This is a genomic window from Paenibacillus sp. JDR-2 (assembly GCF_000023585.1).
Lineage (GTDB): Bacteria > Bacillota > Bacilli > Paenibacillales > Paenibacillaceae > Pristimantibacillus.
The window spans coordinates 5,862,244-5,885,217 of the sequence record NC_012914.1; the positions used below are offsets into that span (position 1 = coordinate 5,862,244).

Below are 22,974 nucleotides of genomic sequence, written 5' to 3' on the forward strand. Positions count from 1 at the left end.
CGTCAAGCCGCCTCCCCTATCCCCCGTAAATCTGCTTGCTCAGGTAGCGCTCGCTTCCGTCCGGGAATATCGTCACGATATGGCTTCCCGATGGCGCATGCTCCGCTTCTCTGAGAGCAGCTTCAAGCGCCGCGCCGGAGGAGCTGCCAACAAGCAGGCCTTCCAGCCTTGCCAGCTCCTTCACCCGGGCAAACGCAATGTCGTCCGTAATGGTGTGAATCGCATCGAAGTAGGAGGGATCCATAAACGGAGCCAGCTTTTCCACGCCGATGCCTTCGGTCCGGTGCGGACCGGACTTGCCGCCAGCCAGTATCGAGCCCTCCGGCTCGACGACAGCCGTTTTTACTGCCGGATTTTGCTCCTTCAAATACCTTGCCGTTCCCATAAACGTTCCGCCCGTTCCCGCTCCCGCCACAAAGACATCCACTTTCCCGTCCAGCTCCTGCCACAGCTCCGGACCAAGCGTATCGTAATAAGCCGAAGGGTTCGCCGGATTCGAGAACTGCGCCGGTGAATACGCTCCAGGTATAGAAGACGCCAGCTCCTCCGCTTTGCGAATCGCCCCAAGTATCCCGTCCTCGGACCGGGTATTGACGACCTCCGCTCCAAGCGCGCGCATCAGTGTCTGCTTCTCGATGCTGAATTTCTCGGGTACTACAAAGATAACTTTATAGTCGGTACCAACCGCGGCTAGGGCTAGACCAATCCCCGTATTGCCTGCCGTTGGTTCTATAATGGTCCCTCCAGGCTTCAGCTCGCCGCGCTCTGCCGCATCGCGCAGCAGCGCCAGACCTAGACGGTCCTTGACGCTCCCCCCGGGGTTCATCAGCTCCAGCTTGGCAAATAGCCGGACCCCTGCGGGTAACGGAAACCGCGTCAGTTCAACAATGGGTGTATTTCCGATCAGCTCACGGACATTGCGATAAATAGCCATGCAAGCATCTCTCCTCTGCTGTTCCCGTCTAGAGGTGCATGTGATTTCAGGCCAGCTTGACCGCTTCCAGCAGCCAGACATAACGGTTGAGACGGGTGAAGCTGACCGTAAAACCGTGATTCGTAAACAGCTTATTCAAAACATCGAGAGACGTATAATACTCCGTGCGCAAATCTTGATATAAATTTAGAAAGCCCGCTTCAAGGGCAGATTGTTCAATCTCGTAACGCTCCTCCGCATTGGCAAAGGAGGTGTCCGCAAATACCACTCGCCCGCCCGGTGCAAGCAATTGGCTATACAGGGCAATCGCTTGGTCCTTCTCCGTATCCGTCAAATGGTGAAAAGCATAGGTGCTGACAATCGCGTCCATCCGCTCCGGCAGCTCGGGAAAGTCCAGGAAATCGCCATCCAGAAGCCGGATCGGCAGTTCGCGCTTCGACACCTCCCGGCGCATGCCTTCCGAGGGCTCAATGCCGTACACCTTATCGCTCCGTTTGAGCAATTTCTCCGTCAAATTGCCCGTGCCTACCCCAAACTCTACAATCGTGCCGCTAACCCTCTCGGCTACCGCTTCAAGGATGCGGTCATATCCCGCGAATACTTCCCGATACTCCACATCTTCCCCGGCAACCGTCCGATCATAAGATTCCGACCATTCGTCAAACAGCGCTGTAAACTCTCTGCCCATCTGTACGCATGCCCCTCTCGTGCTGCCACAATGTGTTGCTTGCTATCAGCATATGTAGCCGGGCTCAACTTGTTCTCCTTTTTCCAACCTTATTAATCGGATTTATGCAAAAAAAGAAACAGCCTTGCTCAACGAAAGAGCAAAGCTGCTTATCATCCCCCGTTACCGTTTATATCGGGGAGCAATCCGGTCAATCCGGTTCGTCCAGATGACACCCGTATATCCCTCGGGCAGGCGTTTCAAATCTTCCACCGTGTCAAAGCCGCTCGAAAATTCGCTGCCGTCGCCGCCAACTATCACGACGCGATTATCCGCTTTTGCCATGCGATCCAAAAACTTGTCCGGCCATCCCCACAAGAAGGGGGCTATCTTCTCGGGTATATGCACTTCCGTATGGCTGCATGCCGAAGGCACATACCCGGTCCATCCAACGGCGAGATAAGGAATCAAGCATTTCTTCATGGTGGCCTTCGACATAACCCTCATATCCGGAAGCTCTTTCTTTAATGCTGCAATCGGTTCATCCCCGCCGTAAACAGCCAGATTGCTTCTGTGGTCCTCGGGGAGCTTTGCCAAATATTGCGCCAGCAGCCTGCCTTCTTCGGGATCATTGCTTTTAACGTCAATTAGAAGGGATTGAGTCGGAAAATGCTCCAGCACTTCCGTTAACGAAGGCATTTGGCCAACCCCTTTCCCTCGGAAAGGATACGTTTTTCCGCCGTCGGCCGTATAACCGTAGCCGATATCGAGCTGCTTTAACTGTTCCATCGTATAGTCCCGGGTAACGCCCGTGGCGTTAGTACGGCAATCCAGAGTCCAATCATGAAACACGGCAAATTGGTCATCCTTCGTGATATGCACGTCGAACTCGACGATATCCGCTCCGGCTTCGAAAGCGGCTTCCATCGAGGCAATCGTATTTTCCAGGTACGGGTATACCGGTTCGTAGATCCGCTCCGCGGTGCAAGTATCATTCTGAATGTCTTCCATCGTAAAGGTCTGCGCCATTCCGCGATGAGCAAGCAGCAATGGTTCGCCGCCAAACGGTGTGGCGAAATACGTTGTATTGTTTAGAAAAACGAGCACGATAACAAGCGCAATGACCATAAATGCTTTATTCTTCAATATCCTGACCATTCTCTTCATAAAAGACGCCTTCTTCCCTACGTAACTATCGTCATTGTGCCAAGGCGCCCATACATTTTCAATGATGGCTTGGTTATATTTGAATGACTTGCCCGCAATAAAAAAGAATAACCGCATCGCCATAAACGGCAATGCGGCTCTTCCTTTACTTGCTTCCGAGCGCCAGGCGCTCCTCTTCAATCTGTCCGATCAGCTCTTCGATGATTTCATTTGGCGAGCGTTCGCCAAGCCAGCTTTGGCCAAACATCTGAATCAGCTTCACGACGGGGAAGTCGTCCCAGAAGCCGACAAACTCGTCGTTCAGCTGAATTTTGTCCACGATATTCGCGTTCATCTCGTCAAGGAAACGCTCGAGTACCGTCTTTGCCACAGGATCATTCAGCCAGTCGATAAACAGACTGAACCGATGGAAGGTTGCTTTCTCTTCGCCAAAATCGCAATGCAGACGTCCGCGCAGACGGATATCCCGCGACGAGCTGCCAACGGATATCAGGAAGTACCCGGTCTCGGCGACCCATTTGCCGAACTTCGTGTTGTAATAAGCAAAGTCGCGTTCCTCCAGAACAAAAGATACTTCCTTCGTCTCGCCCGGTGCCAGCTCAATCTTGGCAAAAGCCTTTAATTCCTTCTCCGGCCGCGTCCACTTGCATTCCTCGTCATGGACGTACAGCTGCACCACTTCCTTGCCGGACACCGAACCGGTATTGGCAACCGTAAACGTTACCGCTACTTGGCCGTCCGGCTGCTGAACGGTCTTCAAGCCGGAGTAAGCAAATGAAGTGTACGACAGGCCGTGACCAAACGGGAACTCGGGTGCCAATTCTTTTTTATCGTAATACCGGTATCCGACAAACAGCCCTTCCCGGTAATGCAGCTTGCCGTTCTCGCCGCGGATCCGCATATGGGACGGGTTGTCCGACAGCTTCACGGGGAACGTCTCCGACAGCTTGCCGGAAGGATTCGCAGTGCCAAACAAAATATCGGCGACCGCTTTGCCGCTGCCTTGACCGCCAAGCCAGGAATGGATAACGCCGGGAACCTGCTGCACCCATGCCCGCATCGCCAAAGCGCTGCCGCTGCTGGTTACCACGATACAGCGGGGCTGAACCGCGGCTACCGCCTGAATCAGCTTCACCTGATGAACAGGCAGCTCAATGCCTTTCAAATCATGCATTTCCGATTCCGCGAATTCAGGCTGGCCCACGAACAGAATGGCTGCTTCGGAAGCCGCCGCAATCGCTACGCTCTCCGCGATAAGACGGTCGTCTATAACATCTTCCTGCGGATAACCGTCGGCATAAGAAAGCTTGACCGAAGATCCGGCAAGCGACTCAAGCTCATCAAACGGAATATCTACGCGCGTTGGCGTAACGTTCGCGCTGCCGGCGCCTTGAATTCTCGGCTGCTTCGCAAACCGGCCGATTACCGCGATGCTGCCAAGCGTTTCCCGGTCCAGCGGAAGAATGCCGTTATCGTTCTTCAGCAGCACGATGCTCTCCGCAGCGGCCTTGCGCGCAAGCTCATGATAGTCCGCTGCCTCGGCTGCCTGCTCCGAGCCCGCCGTTGTTTTGGCAACCAGATCAAGAATGCGGCGGACGCTGTTATCCAGAACCGCTTCCTCCAGAGCGCCTTTTTTGACCGCTTCAACAATTGCTTTCGCATTATAATCGGCAGGACCCGGCATCTCGAGATCAAGACCCGCCTTCAGGCCGCGAAGCCGGTCGTTAACGGCTGTCCAGTCGGAGATAACTACCCCGTCGTAACCCCATTCCCTCCGCAAAATATCATAAAGCAAATGCTCGTTCTCGCTTGCATACGAACCGTTAAGCAGATTGTAGGAGCACATTAACGTCCAAGGCTTCGCCTTCTTGACGATCCGCTCGAACGCGCTAAGGTAAATCTCCCGCAGCGTCCGCTCGTCTACCTCGGAGCTCGTAACCATCTTCTCGAACTCCTGATTGTTGCAGGCGAAATGCTTCACCGACGCGCCGACGCCTTCGCTTTGCAGGCCGTTGATGAAGGAGGCCCCAAGCTCCCCGGATAAGCAAGGGTCCTCAGAGTAATATTCGAAGTTGCGTCCGCCAAGCGGCGTGCGCTTCATATTGATACCCGGGCCCAGCAGAAGCTCAACGCCCATCGATCGGCCTTCCTTGCCTAACGCAACGCCAACCTCATGCAGCAGCTCCGTGTTCCAGGATGAGCCGATAGCGGAACCGGTCGGATAACAGGTGGCCGGAATGTTTTGGCCGGTAACCCCCATCTCTTCGTCGCTGTTTGTTTTACGGATGCCGTTTGTGCCGTCATACATATGAATCGCGGGGATGCCGAGGCGTTCGATACCTTTCGTCATCCACATATTTGAGCCCGCTGCAAGGGAAGCCTTTTCTTCCAAGGTCATTAAAGATAATAATTCCGCTGATGTTTTCATAAGTAGAAAACCTCCTTTTCTTGCTGTGCAATTTGTTTAAACGATTGGAGTCTCTTCCGCATGCTGCTCTTTTTTCAGCTCCTGCAGATCGTAGACCTTATAGAACGGGAACCAGATAACAAACATAATAATCAATACAAAGGCGAGCAGAATTAACCCGTGAAATCCGGAGATCAGGTAAGTGGACAAACCAAGCGGCGTATACCAAAGCTGGAAGACTTGCGCCGGAATATCGGCCAGTCCCCAATCAAGCGCCAAGTAGACAATGACCGGAATAACGATGCCGTTGATCCACATCGGGACCATCAGAATCGGGTTGAAGGCAACAGGCGCACCGTATACAACCGGCTCGTTAATGTTGAAGAGTGAAGGCACGATGGTTGCTTTGCCGATGGATTTCAGCTTTTGCGATTTGGCGAACAGGAACAGCACGACAAGCGGCAGCGTTGCGCCAAGACCACCCACGCCTACCCAGCCGGAGAAAAAGGTTTCGAACGTATTGATGTTGATCGGATCAAGTCCTTTGGCAACCAGAGCGGCGTTCTCCTCGATGGCCGGGAACCAGATGGCATACCAAAGCGGTGACATGACCCACGGGCTGACGCCAAACGAAAAGAGGACAACCCCGATAAAGTTGAACAGTACGAAGCCAAGCAGGCTTTGGCTGATCGCGTTAAGCGGATCAAAGACCGAGACGATCATTTCGAAAATATCGAAGTGCAGCTGATAGATCAGTACCCATCCAATCGCGAGCAATAAAGCAATCGGAACCAGGAAATCAAACCACTCGACGATAAAATCAGGCAGCTTCGTATCCTTCTTGAATAACGAGAAGCGGTGGAACAAATTCATAACCGCCGCTACGCCAACTCCGACGAGCAGCGCGGTAATCATGCCGGACGGGCCAAACCGTTCCAGAATGAACTTAATCGTCCCGTCATCGCCGATGGTTGGCTTAAGCAGCATCAGGAACAGCGATACGCCCGTTGCGCCGGCAATCAGCTTAATATTGTGGCGTTCTTTCTTCTGCATGACGAAGTAGGGCGTAAGAAAGGCAATAAATATACCGATCAGTCCAAAGCTGAAAGTCGTAAACGGCGTCAAATCCGGCATGCCCGGGATGTAATTATTCAGAATCGAAATGAGCGTCACGAGCGAGCCGATAAAGATCATTGGCAGGATTACCATAATCGCGGACTGGATCGAGTCTACCCATATATTTTTGGTGAAGGCCTCTACCTTTGGAGCGAACCTCTTGGTCATCCAATTCATGAACCGGTCCATCTCTGTCTCCCCCTTGCGTTGTAGTCGGTCTATGAAACCGCTTTATTAGTATAAAATCAATCCCAATCGCTTTCGCGTTCTTATTTGCCGGGATCAGGTCCGTTTCTTGCCGTATCCCCATCGTTACTCCCAGCTTGTTCTCCTGAAGCCTTCCGTATACGGCAAAAAACACCCCCGGGTTATCCCCGGGGGCGTAGTTAGCTCCTTATCAATACTTCTTATCAATACTGCTTCTCCAGCATAATCAGCTGAACCCCATGCGGAGGTACAACGACCTCTTCCGCATAACCTTCACTGAGCTCCAGCCTGTCCGTCCGCATATCCGGCCCGCTTCTGCCGTGCAGGTAATTCAGCTCTTCCTCCGTCGGAAAAGCCGGCGAACCTAGACGGAGCCATTCGTCGAATACCGAGCCATGCTCCCGATCCAGCACATGCCGGGTACGTTTGTAGCTGCCCGACAAGCCTTCCAGGGCAATCCGGAACCGCTTATGCCCTTTTTCCTCAAAGACAGAATACCGATTCAGCTCGGTTAAGCCGGTCCTGTCCCCGCTCGCGTACAACGAATCGACATGGACATAATGGTACAGCAAGATTTGCACGTCTTCGTTCCCGTTCCTCGTAACGATATAGCCGTCTCCTTGCGCGATAATCCGACTGCCTAGTCTAGATAACAGAAGGAACCCGTAATAGCCGGGCTTGCGCAGCCCTTCCCGGTTGATGAGCCCAAACCCGCCATAAAACATCGAAGGCGGCACCTGGCTTTCCTCGAATACGTCCGTAAATGACCAATAAGCAAGGGAATCCACCGCTCCCAATGTCGCCAGCGCATGATGAATAATAAACGGCGCCATAAACATCGTATCATGCAGCAAGTTGCGGTCATACAGCGAAAAGTTCCATTCCGTAATATGAAGCTCAGGCGTATGCGGATTGCCGTAACCGATCTTCTCCTTCAGCAGGTTGATGCTGTCCAAATAATAAGAAGGCGGCATAATGGTCGTCAGCTTGCCGATCTCTTTCTTCCGGAACGGGTATTCCGAATACACATGGAACGAGAAAAAGTCGAGCGGCACTTCCCGGTCGCGGCAATACGCAATAAACTGCTCCGCCCAGTTGTCGTTCCATAACGAGCCGTAGCCTAACGCCGGCCCTCCGACCGTAAGCTCCCGCGAGACCGACTTGACCGCATTTGCCGTCGCTTCATAGAACGCGAAATATTCTTCCTTCGTCCCCGACCAGCAGACATCGGTTAAATCCGGTTCATTCCACACCTCGAAATACCACTTCTTCACTTCCGCAAGGCCATACCGGTTCACGCAATGCCTGACGAATTCGCGGACAAGTCCGTTCCATTTCTCCTGTTCCGCCGGCGGAGAGATGCCCCCCTTCCACCAGAAGATCGTCTCGTTCGAACGGCGCAGCAGGACAGGCATAAAGCTAAGCTCGACAAAAATGTGAATGCCCGACTGCAGCAGGAAATCGTACAGCTTGTCTACATAAGCCCAGTTATAGACCGGCTTTCCGGCCTCATCCTCCGAATACACCATCATCTCGTCGTTAAAGATGCCGTGAAACCGGATGTGGGTGAACGGAAAATCCCCTTGCATGCCGGCAAACTGTCGGCGCCAGTCCTCCCGCAGCCCTTCCACCGCGCGGCCGGCGGTTGTAACCCGATTCCAATGCTTGATGAAAACTTCCTCCCGGACGCAAGCATCTGCCTGAACATCGACCATATCCCGCATATCGGAAGGCAAATCATGCTCTACGGGCGGACTGCCTTCCCTGTCGTTCAAATACCGGTACAAGGACTCCATCGCCGAGATCGTATCCGTCTCGTAGTAGTCGCCGCTTGACGACTCTTCCGTCGTCAGCGGCTTTCTATCCGGGTCCACCGTCTTGGCGTTTGCGAGAGCATCCCGGTAAGAACCAGGCGTGCTTCCGTATTTCCCTTTGAAATACTGGTTGAACAGCTTCACGTTCGCAAAGCCGCAGTCCAGCGCAATTTGCGTCATGCTTTTATCCGTATCGGAGAGCTGCGCCGCCGCCTTCTCGAGACGAATAAGCGTCAAATACTTTTGAAACGGAATGCCGATTTTATCGCTGAAAAAATGCGAAAAATAATGAAGGCTGAGATGCTCCTGATCGGCAATCGTCTGAAGCGTGATTTTCTCGTTATAATGCTTGTCTACATATTGGATAATGCGGTTAAGCCGCATATAGTCATAGTCTTTTCCTTTTTCCCGCGGTCCGCCGTTAGTTCCTGCCGTGAAATAACGGGTCAGGTGGCCAATGAGCGTCTGCAAGCTACCCATGGAATAATTGCGGTGTCCGGGGCCTTTCTTGTTCGACTCCCAGACCATCCGGGCAAGACAACGGCGGAGCCGGTCATAGCGGTACCGGTTGTATTCCGTCTGGCTCATGGAATTGCAGTCAAACAAGGTCCCCTCGTCATCCAGCAGCTCCGGGCCGAATTGCAGCGTCAGCAGGACATTGTCCAGGTTCGTGCATTCAAGCTTATGTACGGACATGCTGTTGATCGCGATAATATCATCCTCGGCCAAGCGGTATTGCCGCTGGTCGACATAGACGGTAACGGCGCCCTGCAGGACATAGATCAGCTCGATCTCTTTATGCCAATGAAAACGGATGTCCTTTACGCTGTTCACAAACAGCCGGACCGGCAAATCATCCTGGGTCTCGACAAACTCGTAGTGGTAACGCATCTTCCGTTCCCCTTTCCGCTATTATTATGGGACAAAGGGGAACGGAAAATCAATGCGCCGTTATTTCTGCTCATCCACCATTCTTAAAATTAACGTCACCGCTTCGGCCCGGTTAGCGGAATCCGAAGGAACAAATTTGTTGCTGCCCCGGCCGTTTACGAGGCCTGCTTTTACGGCCGCGGCTACGGCATCCTTCGCCCATGAAGGAATGCTTGCCGCATCCGCGAATGCAAGCTGTCCGTCCTGCGCCGTATCCAGCTTAAGAGCGCGCACGACGATAACCGTCATTTCCGCCCGCGTAATCGGAAGATCCGGACGGAAGGTGCCGTCCTCGAAGCCCTTGATCCAGCCCGCGGCAACTCCGCTTGCGATAGAAGGCTTCGCCCAATTGCCTATTCTTTCGTTATCTTTAAAATCGGTGCCTTGCTGCTCCGCTACCGGCAGTTCCAGAGCCCGCGCCAGCATCGTTACGAACTCCGCCCGGGTAACCTGCTTGAGCGGTTTGAACGTTCCGTCCGGATAACCGTTCACAAAGCCCATTTGGGCAGCCCGCGTAATAGCATCCTTCGCCCAGAAGCCTGCTGCAACATCCGTAAACTCTCTGCTCGCATTCAAAACGTAAACCTGAACCGATTTATCGGGCGTTTGCTTCTCCGAGGTCAGATCCGTGTGGACAAGCTTAACCGATTCAATCTTGACGGATGCTTTGCCCGCCGCAAGGCCGCCAAAGGTAAAAGCGGCCAGCGCTTTTGACCCTTCCGAGCCTGTAGCGGAGCCAACTTTCGTATAAGCAAACGTCACTTTGCTGCCGGATTTAATCGGAGAAATGGCAAAGCCGTTTTGTTCTGCTGCATTGTTTTTGGGCAGCAGGTTATTGGCGGATTGTAAGGAAAGCTTGGTTGTATCGTAAGAAAGAACAATCTCGTAACCGTATACGTTTTTCAGCTCGCTCGCTTTTACCGTTACGGTTAACGCCTTATTCACGCCAACGCTTGTCTGGTCGGCGCTAATTTCATAAGAAGCAGCAGCGGCAAACACTAAAGATACCGGCAAACCGGCAAGCAACAACCCTACTGCCAACGTCGAGAGGAACCATTTCCGCAGCATCCTTCTACTCCCCCATAAAAGCAGGAGAAGGGACTATCCCTCCTCCTGCTTGCCTATGATTTTTAATTAAGCTTGCAGAATTTTTTGCGCGATGATAACAAGATCGGAAATATCGATAACGCCGTCATTATTGAGGTCCATCCGCTTAATGGAGCTCCAGTCCGCGGATTGCGAAGTTTTGCCGTAATTGACGGATACTTGAGCAAGGTCAAGCACGCTGATTCTGTTGTCGCCGTTGACGTCGCCGACAACCTGCGTTACAGCAAGCTGCTTGAACGCTTGAAGCGCCGTATGAAGCGCCGCTGCCGCGTCTTGTACCTGCTGCTCGGTTGGCGCACCGGCGGCAACGTTTGCCGCTGCGTCAATGGCTGCTTGCAGGGTAGCTTTGGATCCGGCCGGATATTGGCCAACAGCCGTACCTTCAACCGCCGCATCATGGAAGGCTTGCGCTTCTGTGATGATATCAAGCAAGGCCTGCGTATTCACGTACAGAATTTGAACGCTTAAGGCATCGCCGGCTTCAGCCGCAATCTCGGTTGCGGCATCGGAGAATTCCGCACTGGCTATAGCAAACACCGCCGCCCTATTGCCCGATACCTGCTTGGCTTTCATATTCAGCTTAATCACGTCGCCCGCAGCCGTAACTGCGTGATCCGGCCCTTCGCTGACGACCAGTACGCGCACGATGCCTGGTTCATCCGTATTCGTGCCAACAATGCTGACTCCCTCTACCAGCGAATCCGCGCTTAGGAATTCTACGGCGCTGGAATCATAGCTGATCCGGATATCCTGTGCCAGCAGCGGAACGGATACATGGTTTAATCCAACCGTCAGACTGAACGGCGCATTGGAATAGATCTGACTCGCACCCGTAATGGATGCCGTGAGGACACCGGCATTATGAACGGCCAGAGTGTTAGTCACTGCAATTGCCGTATTATTCGCATCGGTTACCGTAATCGTAACGGTATAAGGACTGGCATTATTGCTGCCTTCCGCCGGCGTACCCGTAATTTTACCTGTAGCAGGGTCAAAGGAAAGTCCGTCAGGAAGCCCGGTTACGCTCCATGCATAAGGCTTGGTTCCGCCAATTGCGCCAAGATTCAGCAGCTGGTCATAAGCGGTTCCTACCTCCGCTCCAGGAAGTACCGCATTCGCTGCCGGGGAGCTGATGGTCAACTCGTTCTCTGTAACCTGCAGAGTGTCGATCCGGATATCCGGCGAATCAAATACCACGTAAACCGTATGAAGACCGGCCGGCGCGTTGTCAACCGTGGCTTCCACTTCCGCAAAACCAAGCTCGCGTACCGTCTGATCCGCCGCGGTTGGCATTGTATACGTGGATACGGAGGTAACGGGAACTTCAATGGTAGCAAAAGGCTCATTAGCCGGCGAATCCGCGCGTAGCGTAATATGACCGCCGCTGCCGTTGCTCGCAACGCTGGCAGCCAGCTTTTGCGCGCCCGTAAAATCGGTCTTAGGCAGAGCTACCCAAGCTCCCTGCTTCTTCGAATTAACGGTGTAGTATTCGCCAGCGATCTTGTCTTCGCTGAGGCTGGCCACCGTCCGTGCTTTGGAAGCTTCGGAATACGCCACATTGCTGGACGCGAACGCATGATCAAAGACGTTAAATTTAGTTACGGCCGAAAGCGATGCAAGTTGGTCGCCTCCGATCGTGATATTGCCCGTAAAGCGGATATCATCCGAAGAATGGCCCGCCATCAGGGAATACGAGCCGTCCTCAACGATGTAATCGCCTTTGTTCACATCCCAGATCGCAAGATCCTTAGGATCGACGGTTAAGGTAACGACCTTGTGTTCGCCTGCCGTAAGGGATACTTTCTCATAACCGACAAGCTTCTTCTGAGGAGCTTCGGCTCCGTAAGCAGAGCCGTTTTTCCGGGCATACAGCTGTACGACCTCGGAAGTTGCGATGCTGCCTTCGTTTGTAATCTCTACGGATACGTTAAACGGAGAAGTGCTGCTTGCGCTTGATGGAGCCGAGAAATCCTTGTACGTAAAGTCCGCATAGCCTAACCCGTAGCCAAACGGATAGGTAACAGGCGCCGAGGTATACATATACGTCAGCTTTGTTTCAACCGGATCGGCATTGGACATATCTACAGTGTAACGAGGATCAATCTGGCTAAGCGTTGTCGCGCTGCCTTCCGGAATCGAGTATTTATCGATTGCAGGCAAAGCCGTCATATCCGCATACCAGGTAGAAGTCAATCGGCCGGTTGGCGCATAGTCGCCATACAGAACATCGGTAAGCCCTTGCGCGTCGAATTCGCCGGAATAAGGCTGTTCCACAACCGCCGATACGTTAGGGTCGTTCTGAATTTCTTCCATGATGACCGGCGAGCTGGCGAGCAGAACAACGATCGTTTTCTTGTTCTTGGCTGCGAAAGCCGCGGCTACGTTTTTCACCAGCTTGTAATCATTGGCACCTAGGTAAAGGTCCGCGCGGTCATTGCCTTCCGCAGCGCTGTTGCTTGGATGCGCGCCAATAAATACGAGAGCATAATCCTGCGTGTCTGCCAAAGCTGCCGCATCCGCACCGGCTTCCTTGACCGTTGTTTTCTCAAACTTCGCATCCGTGCCGCGCGAATTATAGTTCGCGAGATTACCGATTGCCGCAGCGCCCGTAGCAATCTTGCCGTCCGCTGCCGCCGTGACATACCGGCCGCTGTATACGCCGGTCTGGAATGCCAATCCGCCGGAAATGATCGAGACGGAATTGTCCGAATTGCCTTCGATGCGCAGCTTAGCCGGAACCGTGCTGTTATTGCTGACCGACGTCAGGTTGGACCAGTCCGAACCCGTCAGCAGCAGGCTTGCCGTTGCCGTATTGCCAACCGCCGCATTGTTTGCTGTAGGCGCCGTTACCCAGCGGCTGTTTTCCTTGGAGAGCAGGCTTGCCGCCTGCTGGCCCCAATCGTAGACCTCGAACAGCTGAGCGTTGCCGAACGTATTGTCCGATGTTGAATAATCCGCTGTTAATTGCGCTCCCGCCGCCGTTCCGGCAGTCAGGTATTTACCGTTTGCCTTCGACTTCAGCGCGATAACCTCGCCGCCGGTATTGAATTGCACCTTGGAAGCGCCAATCGTGTTCAGAATCGTGAACAATGGCGTTTTGCCTGCAGCCGGAAGACTCGGAGTGCTCGCCGAATATTGGGCTTTCATGCGCATATCCGCGTAAGCCCCAACAACCGCTGCTTTTTTCGTTTTATCAAGCGGCAGCGCGCCGTCCGTATTTTTCAGCAGAACAACCGTTTCCCTAGCAGCCTGCTGAGCTACTTCCTGATGGGCTTGGGTGCTGAAGCTCGTAAGGCTCGACGATACATCCTTCGCCTGGCTGGCAAACGGATAATATTTCGGAATGCCGTTCGCGTCCGTTTCGTTAAAAATCCCCGCACGGACCAGCTGATTCACAAGCGGTCTGCCCGCATCCCGCACATCCTGCAGCGTGATGCCGTACAGTCCGTCTTTAACCGCGTTGGCAAGCGTCACGACATCCGTCTTATCCGTACCGGAGGCGCGGACGGATTCCGAATGACCAAGCACCATAAGCGCCAGCGCGTGCTTGCGGTCGAGCGTATACTGCGTGTCGTAGCCATTGCCGAAGCTTGTGTTGTACAGATGCTGCTCCCCGTTAAAGTCCGGCGACGAGTACATGCCGTACCGCGCAACATTATCGCCCAGAATCATATAAGGAGAAATGATATTCGGAATGCCGTTTGTGCGGCCGAAGGAAGTCATAATACCCGAAACGGAGCCGGATTCCAGCCCTTTGAACGCGGAAGGGGTCTGGTATTCGTAGATCGCCCTTGCTCCCGCCGCGGTGCTGGAGGATTGCCGGAACCATTCCGCATTGTACATGGAGAAGTGCTTCGTCCCTACGATAGCCCGGATCCAGAAGCCGTTATCGCTCTCGTTCTGATCCGTGCCGGACAGTCCTGCCGCCATATTGTCAATCATCGTTGCCGACAGATACGGGTCTTCCCCGTACCCTTCCGGGAAACGTCCGTTCAGCGGGTTGATGCGCAAATCCGACAATGCGGTAAAAGCGATCGGCTTGGAAGCATTCGAACCGTTATGAATATTGGCCGTGCCTTGCTTGACGTTGTTCTGGCTGATTTTCTCGCTGCCCATAACCTGCCCGACCTGCGTCAGCAGCTCCTTGTTCCAGGATTGGCCAAGGCCAACGAGAGCGGGAAAGTCGGTCGATACGCCGTATACGTTATCCGCGGCCGCGATACCGCCCGGTACCGTCTTGCCTTTGACCGGGTTATCGTCCATAACAAACGTGTAGTTATCGCGGATGCCCGTTGCATATAAAGAAGCACCTTCAAGGCCAACGTAATTAAAATAAGTATCCACGAAAGCATCCAGGTGAGAAGGCACCCCGTCGAACAAAGGCATTCCGTCGAATACGCCTCCTACCTGCGTATGAAAGGTTAACGCATCCGCCGACGCCTTGCTTGGCATGATCTGCACCGCACCGCTGAACATCAATGTACCGGCTAACAACAATGAAGCTGTCTTTCTTCTTTTTATCCCCTTCGAACTGTCCATGCTGACACCATCCTATTCATCCCAATTAATTGATTGTGACTGACGATGGATGCTTGCGAAGCTTGAAACGGTAAGCCCTCCCCCTCTCGGCTGAACTTGTCGACACCTAAAGTGTAAACGCTTACTTAAATACGGGTAAGCGCCTTTTTTTTTGGGATAAGTTCCTATTTTTTTTGATAACGGGGTTAAATTAAAAAAGCTGACATCGGTTTAAAAAAACCGACATCAGCTGATTGAGCTCTTCCCGACTACGTCCGGGCCTCTTGCAGAGCGCGTTTTCTATCGCTTAGCGTCAATGCGAAGCACAGAAGCAGAACGACGCAAGCAAGCGTGTAAGGGTAATTAATATCCATATCGAACAAGAATCCGGCGATGATTGGTCCGGCTATATTGCCAAGGCTCGTAAAGGCCGAGTTCAAGCCCGCCACATAGCCCTGCTGGTCCTTCGCCACCATCGACATTTGCGTACTGATCGCCGGGCGTAAAATATCTATCGCCAGGAAGATAATAAACGTTACCGCAAACACCATCCAGAACTTATGAACAAAGAGCGTCAGCACGATAAACAATCCGGCAAACAAAAGACATATGGAGATGACCCGCCGCTCGCCAAACGTCCTTAGAATCCAGCTGAATATCGTGACCTGAACGACCGCGCCGGCAATGGAGCCAAACGTAATAATAAAGGCGATATCCTTCGGCTCATAGCCGAATTTGTGGTCGACGAACAATCCGAATACCGTCTCGAAGTTCGCTAGTCCAAAGGACATGACAAAAACGATAATCAAGGCCAGGAAATACGGCTCTCGATACGAATAACGCAGCTGCGTGATAAAGCCGCGCTGTTCCTTCCCGGCTGCGGAGGTTTCCGTTGCCTCTTCCTGTACGGGCTTCGACTCCGGAAGAATAATCAGGTTGATCACGGCTGCAAGGACACCCGCTGCGCCGGCAGCGTAAAACGGTGCCCGAATGCCAAACTCGGCAATGTAACCGCCAATGCCGGGACCAATAATAAAGCCGGTCGTAATGGCCGCGTTTATAAAGCCCATGCCCGACGCACGCTCTTCCTTCGTCGTAATATCCGCCGCGTAAGCCATCACGGCCGGCATAATCATAGCGGCGCTAACCCCGCCAAGCAGCCTGGATACGAATAATAGGACCGAGGATTCCGCGAACCCGAACATAGCCTCGGAGACGGCAAACACAAGCATGCCGATAACGATCATCCTTTTTCTGCCGAATTTGTCGGACAACCGTCCGGCAAGCGGCGAGAACAAGAGCTGCGTCAGCGAGAACGCCGCCACAAGCAGGCCCACAATTCCTCCCGTAATGCCAAGCGTCTCCATAAACTTCGGCATTATCGGGATAACAAGCCCGATCCCCGTGAACACTAGCAATAAATTAAACATCAGGATAAGCAGAGCTCCCCGATTTTTAAGCAATAAGGTCATTTTATAATTCCCCCGATTTCCAAGCTGTTCGAATACTGAATATTCATTCTAGATTATTGCAGAAAAAAAGGCCTAGCGGGCCGGTGTGGCAATGCCGTGCAAAAACACGTCCATAGCCAACCGGTAAGCCGCCAGAGCTTCCTCCCGTTCCATTGATCGCGTGTGCTGATTCAGGCCGTACATCAAGCTGTCCAAAATAATCGCAAGTCCGGTCACATTCGAGGATTGAAATTCACCGCTGTCGATTCCCCGTTGCAGCAAATCCCGGTTAAAGTCAATATAACCTTTTACCATCTCATTAATGCGTTCTTCGACTTCCGGATTTTTCTCCGCATTGTTGAAGAACTCGTCAACGGCTTTGGTAAGCGGATGATTCAGCTGATCATGCGCCAGATGCTCGGCCATGCCATACAGCTTATCGATGGTGGTCTTGTACTGCGGCTCCTTCGCGAGCCAAGTCTCTTCCCATTCCGTGTTCCAATCCTCAATCAGATGCAGGAACAGCCCTTCCTTGCTTTTGAAATGATAATAGATATTGCCTGCGCTGCAGCCTGTCGCTTTGACGATATCTTCGATAGAGGTCGCTTTGTAGCCCTTTTGCACAAACAATGTCCGCGCCGCATCTGCTATCTTTCTCTTTGTCTGCTCGGTTTGCTGCTGCTTCTTATTCACACCTGACTCACCTCGCTTGAACTTCCGATTTCGATACTGAACGTTTATTCAGTATTGTAATGGATAAAGAATATAAAGGCAACTCCAACAAAAAAAGCTTAGCAAGGACCAGGACCCCATGCTAAGCTTTTGTCTTCTGTATTATTGGCCAGGAGTGCCCCAAACTTCTACTAACGCCTCATATTGAGCTCCGGTCAGATTCAGGAACGAACCATGCCTCTTCTTCGCAGCCCCCAGGTTATACTCTTCCGGATTCAGAATACGGAACTGCCCGCTCGACAAGTCTTCCGTAATAAGCGGCAGATACCCCTTGCCGGTGGCATACTGATCGACCATCAGGCACCATTCGTTTCGGTCGTTGAACTTGAATACTTCCGGCCCCTCCACTCCGAACAGCCCGTCCAATACCGGCGAATGCAGCTCCCGGAACGAGGAAGCAGCTAAGGAATTGCTGCTCTCGACCGTTATGCATTTGGTTGTCTCGTCCTTCGAATATCGGTAATACGTGCTTCCTTCCCGAATAATCGTCGTATCGATCACGTGATTGCCGCGTTCGATATATTTCTCCGGCTTCGTAAAGGAAATAAAGTCTTTCGTCCGGGAGCTGTAAATAATCTGCTTAGGCTCCAAATCGTCTTCTTTGGTCATCGAGGCCCAAAAAATCAGATGCTCTCCCGCTTCCTCGTCAAAGATCGTCTCCGGTGCCCAGACGCAGCCCGCATCCGGCAGATCCATCTCAACGCTTCTCTCCTTTGACCAATTCACCAGATCCGCCGACTCCCAAATGATAATCGACCGGCTGCCGCGATGCTGTGCCGTATCCCAGCCTTTGTCATTCGCAATGCGGAGATCCGTCGCAATGATATAAAACTTGTTATCAAGCGGAGAGCGGATAATAAACGGATCCCGCACACCTTTCTCGCCGATGCCGGATTGCAATACCGGCTTGCTGTCATTCAGATCATTCCAATGCAGCCCGTCCCGGCTCACCGAAAAATAAACCTGCTCGCCATTCTCATGCTCGCCGGTAAAATGCACAAACAGATAAGCCTCAAAGGGCTGATTCTTTCCTTGTTCTACTGACATGAGCTAGTCCTCCTCAATGAATTGCTTCGCATAAAGCTCTTGCTCCAATTATCCGGTACAAGAGGCGGCTTGATAAGCCCTTATTATGCTATGAACTGACCTATTGTGCTTTATTTCGGACCTCCATAAAGATCAAGAAGTTTTCTCCGCTGCAAACAGTTTATTAACTTTTTAAACAATAAATCACAAAGCACTTAAATTATCAAACTTAAAATAGATAAAACTTTATATTGTTAATCCCATATTCTTCTGCTATACTCAGTCTCACTAACATGTTAGAAAAACTCACACAAATAAAACAAAAAGGGAGATGTGTTGATGAGAAACCGTTTGTCATGGAAGGTTTATACAGCTTTATCTGCTTTGATGGTGTTTAGCTCGCCAGTATATGTCGCAAATGCTGACGCGAAATCATTGCCAAAGACGCATTATCTTGCCGCAAATTCAGAAAATGTACGTTGGGGCAATATCGGGAAAGGGGATCCGGTCCTTACCGTGAACTCCGGGGATATCGTAACGGTCGAGGCTATTACCCATCATTCCGGCGATGATTACGAGAGAATGATTGAAGGCGATGCGGGCGTAGAGGATATTTTCCACTGGGATCAAGTCGAGAAGAATGAAGCATTGCGCGGACCCGGCGTACATATTATGACCGGACCAATCGCGGTTGAAGGAGCCGAACCGGGCGACGTGTTGGAAGTGAAAATATTGGATATGAAGCTCCGTCCGAACGGGAATGAGAAGTACGCAGGCAAAACCTTCGGCGTCAACGCTGCCGCCAACTGGGGTTACTTGTATGGAGATATGGTGGAAGAACCAAAGAAACGGGAAGTGGTCACGATCTATGAGATGAGTTCGGACGGCGTTACCGACTATGCTACGGCATTATACAGCTTCAAGTGGACGCCTCAGACCGATCCTGACGGCAAAGTGCATCCAACCATCGATTATCCTGGCGTTATCGTTGACCACGATACCGTCGAAGAGAATTTCAACGTACTGGAAGGCGTTAAGGTTCCGGTCAGACTCCATTTCGGCACGATGGGCGTTGCACCGAAAGAAGCAGACGTTGTTGACTCCGTTCCTCCATCCTACTTCGGCGGCAATGTTGACGACTGGCGCGTAACGGAAGGCGCTACGATGTATTACCCTGTATCCGTCCCCGGCGCACTGCTGCAGGTCGGAGATCCGCATGCAGGCCAAGGAGATGCGGAAATTAACGGGACGGCCATCGAGACATCCGTGACCGGCGACATTCAAGTGATTTTGCACAAGAAAGCGGATTTGAACAAAAAGCTGAACAATCTCAGCTACCCGCTCCTTGAGAACGAGAATGAATGGGTTGTACACGGCTTCAGCTACGCGAACTACCTGGCAGAGCTCGGAGAAAATGCCCAGAAGGACATCTACAACAATTCCTCGATCGACAAGGCCATGAAAGACGCCGCGTTTAAAACAAAGGATTTTCTGATGAAAGGAATGGATCTGACGGAGGATGAAGCCTACTCCCTGATGTCCGTGTCCACCGACTTTGGGATTACGCAGGTCGTTGACGGCAACTGGGGCGTTCACGCCGTCATTACAAAAGGCCAGTTCGGCGAAGCGGAACAGAAGACTTTAGGGCTGCGAAGCGCCTTTGAAAGCTTTGGAGCCAAGGTCGGCTGGAATACGCCAACGCAAACCGTAACGATCAGCTATAACGGCAATACTCTGGCCATGACGATCGGCCAAACAACCGCAACCTATAACGGTGAAAAGATTAAGCTGACCGCCCCCGTACAGGTGTCAGGCGGAAAAGCGGTCATCAGCGATTATTCCGCAAGCTTCTATCAATCCAAGCTGTCCAAAACCAATTAAGCCATCATCCCATTCTACTCAGCAAAAAAGAAACGCCGGGCTGCCACCCGGCGTTTCTTCCTGTCACGGCAGCTTAAATATTAAGGCCGTCCTGATTCTTATGGCGTTTGAGCAGAATCTGATTCTGGGCGCGCAGTATCCCTTTTAGCGAATAGATCGACTCGTGCATGAACCGGTCCACCTCGTCCATATCCTCCACCAGATAATGAACGTGAAGCAGGCAAGGACCTGTCATCTCGTAGAGAACAACAACGCGCTCGTTGGCCTTCAGCGATTCCAGAATCTCGTCCAGATGCTCAGGCTGAGCCTCCAGCTCCAGGTAGGCGGATATCTTTTTGCCCAATCTTTCCGCGTTGATGACAATGGAGAACTGCTCGATAATGCCTTGATTCACAAGCCTGTCGATCCGCTCCTTCACCGCAACTCCCGACAAGCCTACCTCTTTGGCCAGATCGGTATATGAAATCCGGCTGTTCTGCGACAGCCTCTGCAAAATATGATTATCGATGGAATCCAGCATGCCTTCACCTCTTTGACGCTATTGTAACAGATCGAACTTACCGATCTCCAGAGAGGAGCATAGAAAAAGGCGCTGTCCCCGGGACAGCACCTTCCATTGCTTATACGCCTGCCTCTTGCGGCTGCCAGTTGCGGACTCCGTTATCTTCGATAATGCCTATCGTAACGTCTGCGATCGCCGGATCAAGCAAAAGCGTATCCCTCACCTTGAACTTGATATCATCGGCTTCCGCAAGCGTCATCCCCGGCTTCAATTCAATCAGACCTTCAACGTGGTAGTAACGGCCTTCCTGTAAAATTCGCATCGAATAAATATCGGTTACTTCCCCATGGGAGAAAATCAACTGCGCAACCTTCTCCTCGACTTCCCGCGGCGCGGCCACGCCAATCAGGCCAACCATGTTGTCGTAGCCTACGCGGAACGCCACCGCCACCATAAGAAGCCCGATCATAATGGTCGACACGCCATCCAGCAAGGTAAAGCTGGTAAGCGAGGTGACAACGACGGCAATCAGCGCAAGAAACGCACCGGTCGTAGCAACCAAATCTTCATAAAATACGAGGCGCGTCGGAGGCGCAGCCCGTCCGACATTTTTGAACGCCGCCGCGACAATGGCAAGACCTTTCGCCTCTGAACGCGATTCGTGAACAATTTCTTTCATCGCTTTATGTAAAACAAAGCCGTCAACGCCGATGGAGATAAGCAGGATAATAAAATTTATCCAGAAGCCATGCGACTCGGACGGGTGGGCCAACAAGTGAAAGCCCTCTCTGATCGTTTCGTAAGCCATAACCGTAACGACAATAACCGCAATCATGCAAAACAGGTTAATCACCCGGCCGAATCCGGTCGGAAATCTTTGCGTCGGCTTTTTCTCGGCAAGCACGCTGCCCGCAAATACGAAGCCCTGATTCACCGCATCCGCAATGGAGTGCATGGTGGACGCAAACATCGCGCCGCTTCCCGTCATCACCGCAGCTACGCCTTTTACGATAGCCACTGCCGTATTCCCGACTGCCGCCGTTGCCGAAGACGTATTCCCTTTTTTCAATAAACTCCAAAAACTGTCCTTATTCCTGTCCGATTCCACTTTACAAAGTTCCCTCCATCGTTTGCTCATCTTCCTAGTATAGGTAAAATTACTTTACTACAATACGATGTTGTAAAAAAGTGGTTTCAACATATTCGCTTAAAAAAAATGCCCGGCACAAGGTGAACGGCTATCGCCATCCTTGGCGGAGCGAATTTGATCAACCTTATGCCAGGCAATTCTTCTTTTATTGGAAAGGCAAAGCCTTCTTCTCCGCGCTGCTTTGAATGGCCAGCTCAATGATTTTAATCGTGTTTCTGGCATCTTCAGCCGCAACGGGTACGGGCTTATTCGACGTAATTGCCTGAACTATTCCCTCGTAGAAGCGTTCATAGCTGCCCTGCTGCGTCTTCACCTTGCTGGTCTCCATCTTGCCGTCAACCGGTACCGTAAGCTCACCGTACCACGCTTCCTGATCCATGCCCCACTCCGGCTGGCCCGGCAAGCCGCCTTTGCGCAGCATGTCCTCCTGCGAATCCAGGCCGTATTTGATAAAGCTGCCCTTGCTGCCATGCACCTGGAACTTCGGACCATGCCGCAACACAAGCGAACCGCTGTGCAAGATAACTCTTTTCGCGCCGTAGCTTAAGATCAGGTGGAAATAATCGGTCACCTCGGAGCCTACTCTTTGCGCCATAAGATCGGCATATACGGTATCCGGCTTTCCGAACAAATGCAGCGCCTGGTCGATCAAATGCGAGCCCAGGTCGTACAGCATGCCCGAACCCGGACCTGCCGTTTCTCTCCATCTATTGGATACTTCCGGACGGTAACGGTCATAATGCGCTTCGTAGGATGCAATCTCTCCCAGCTCTCCAGCCTCGATAAGGCCTTTGACGGTGAGAAAATCGTTATCCCATCTCCGGTTCTGATAAACGCTTAGCAGCTTGTTTTGCCGCCTCGCCGTCTCGATCAGATCATCTGCTTCTTCCGACGAAATAACAAACGGCTTCTCGACAACAACATGCTTGCCCGCAAGCAAAGCTTGCTTCGCAAAGGCATAATGCGTCTGGTTAGGCGATGTAATGACAACAAGGTCGATGCTTTCATCGGCCAGCAGCTCCGCAAGCGAGGCGATAACTTCCGCATGCAGCAAGTATTGTCCTACCTTTTCGAAATTGCTGGACACGACCTTCGCGATCTCCATTCCTTCAACCGACTGAATAATTGGAGCGTGGAAAACTTGCCCCGACAATCCGAAGCCAACCAATCCAACTTTAACCTTACTCATGCTCCGCACTCCCTCTCCGTTCTCTGTCCTATCTCTATCAGTATAAAAGATGGTATGCGGCATTTCAATGCAAATTTAATTATTTAACTTATAATTATAATTAAATTAAATATAAAACTAGCAATTCATCAAGTTAAAAATGCATATCCTCCCTATTTAGCTTGTCATTCAAAAGT

The 22,974-nt window shown here is 52.1% G+C and carries 15 protein-coding genes; 1 reads left to right on the plus strand and 14 read right to left on the minus strand.

Features of this window, described 5'->3' with window-relative positions; translation table 11 throughout:
* Nucleotides 1-16: 16 nt before the first annotated feature.
* From PJDR2_RS25670 to PJDR2_RS25720, 11 genes are all read right to left on the minus strand, one after another.
* On the minus strand, nucleotides 17-934 hold the full coding sequence (locus tag PJDR2_RS25670; RefSeq protein WP_015846654.1) for a PLP-dependent cysteine synthase family protein: 918 nt from the start codon (nucleotides 932-934) through the stop codon (nucleotides 17-19).
* Nucleotides 935-980: 46 nt separating this feature from the next.
* Nucleotides 981-1,622, minus strand: a complete 642-nt coding sequence (locus tag PJDR2_RS25675; RefSeq protein WP_015846655.1) for a class I SAM-dependent DNA methyltransferase — start codon at nucleotides 1,620-1,622, stop codon at nucleotides 981-983.
* Between the two features lie 162 nt (nucleotides 1,623-1,784).
* On the minus strand, nucleotides 1,785-2,768 hold the full coding sequence (locus PJDR2_RS25680) for a glycerophosphodiester phosphodiesterase family protein (protein ID WP_015846656.1): 984 nt from the start codon (nucleotides 2,766-2,768) through the stop codon (nucleotides 1,785-1,787).
* A 145-nt stretch (nucleotides 2,769-2,913) separates the two neighbouring features.
* Nucleotides 2,914-5,196, minus strand: coding sequence for a beta-glucosidase family protein (locus PJDR2_RS25685; protein WP_015846657.1), 2,283 nt, complete (start codon nucleotides 5,194-5,196; stop codon nucleotides 2,914-2,916).
* A gap of 36 nt (nucleotides 5,197-5,232) precedes the next feature.
* On the minus strand, nucleotides 5,233-6,480 hold the full coding sequence (locus PJDR2_RS25690; RefSeq protein WP_015846658.1) for a PTS sugar transporter subunit IIC: 1,248 nt from the start codon (nucleotides 6,478-6,480) through the stop codon (nucleotides 5,233-5,235).
* A 221-nt stretch (nucleotides 6,481-6,701) separates the two neighbouring features.
* Nucleotides 6,702-9,203, minus strand: coding sequence for a GH39 family glycosyl hydrolase (locus PJDR2_RS25695; protein WP_015846659.1), 2,502 nt, complete (start codon nucleotides 9,201-9,203; stop codon nucleotides 6,702-6,704).
* Between the two features lie 60 nt (nucleotides 9,204-9,263).
* Nucleotides 9,264-10,310 carry an S-layer homology domain-containing protein gene (locus PJDR2_RS25700; RefSeq protein ID WP_015846660.1) on the minus strand — a complete coding sequence of 349 codons (1,047 nt, stop codon included), beginning with the start codon at nucleotides 10,308-10,310 and terminating at the stop codon, nucleotides 9,264-9,266.
* A gap of 66 nt (nucleotides 10,311-10,376) precedes the next feature.
* On the minus strand, nucleotides 10,377-14,888 hold the full coding sequence (locus PJDR2_RS25705) for a glycoside hydrolase family 3 C-terminal domain-containing protein (protein WP_015846661.1): 4,512 nt from the start codon (nucleotides 14,886-14,888) through the stop codon (nucleotides 10,377-10,379).
* A gap of 248 nt (nucleotides 14,889-15,136) precedes the next feature.
* Nucleotides 15,137-16,339 (minus strand): MFS transporter, encoded by a 1,203-nt coding sequence (locus PJDR2_RS25710; protein WP_015846662.1) that lies wholly within the window; start codon nucleotides 16,337-16,339, stop codon nucleotides 15,137-15,139.
* Between the two features lie 72 nt (nucleotides 16,340-16,411).
* Entirely contained in the window at nucleotides 16,412-17,011 is a 600-nt protein-coding gene (locus tag PJDR2_RS25715; protein WP_015846663.1) for a TetR/AcrR family transcriptional regulator, read from the minus strand.
* Between the two features lie 141 nt (nucleotides 17,012-17,152).
* On the minus strand, nucleotides 17,153-18,097 hold the full coding sequence (locus PJDR2_RS25720; RefSeq protein ID WP_015846664.1) for a glycoside hydrolase family 43 protein: 945 nt from the start codon (nucleotides 18,095-18,097) through the stop codon (nucleotides 17,153-17,155).
* Between the two features lie 318 nt (nucleotides 18,098-18,415).
* Here PJDR2_RS25720 and PJDR2_RS25725 point away from each other — a divergent pair, with 318 nt between their 5' ends.
* The gene (locus PJDR2_RS25725) at nucleotides 18,416-19,957 is read left to right on the plus strand and encodes an acetamidase/formamidase family protein (protein ID WP_015846665.1); all 1,542 of its coding nucleotides are present in this window, start codon (nucleotides 18,416-18,418) and stop codon (nucleotides 19,955-19,957) included.
* A 73-nt stretch (nucleotides 19,958-20,030) separates the two neighbouring features.
* On the opposite strand, the gene PJDR2_RS25730 is transcribed toward PJDR2_RS25725, so the two are convergent.
* The 3 genes from PJDR2_RS25730 to PJDR2_RS25740 all read right to left on the minus strand — a co-directional run bounded on the left by PJDR2_RS25730 (nucleotide 20,031) and on the right by PJDR2_RS25740 (nucleotide 22,798).
* Nucleotides 20,031-20,477: an Lrp/AsnC family transcriptional regulator gene (locus PJDR2_RS25730; RefSeq protein ID WP_015846666.1), complete on the minus strand. Its 447-nt coding sequence runs from the start codon at nucleotides 20,475-20,477 to the stop codon at nucleotides 20,031-20,033.
* A 100-nt stretch (nucleotides 20,478-20,577) separates the two neighbouring features.
* The gene (locus PJDR2_RS25735; protein WP_015846667.1) at nucleotides 20,578-21,567 is read right to left on the minus strand and encodes a cation diffusion facilitator family transporter; all 990 of its coding nucleotides are present in this window, start codon (nucleotides 21,565-21,567) and stop codon (nucleotides 20,578-20,580) included.
* A 187-nt stretch (nucleotides 21,568-21,754) separates the two neighbouring features.
* Nucleotides 21,755-22,798: an oxidoreductase gene (locus PJDR2_RS25740; RefSeq protein ID WP_015846668.1), complete on the minus strand. Its 1,044-nt coding sequence runs from the start codon at nucleotides 22,796-22,798 to the stop codon at nucleotides 21,755-21,757.
* Between the last annotated feature and the right edge of the window lie 176 nt (nucleotides 22,799-22,974).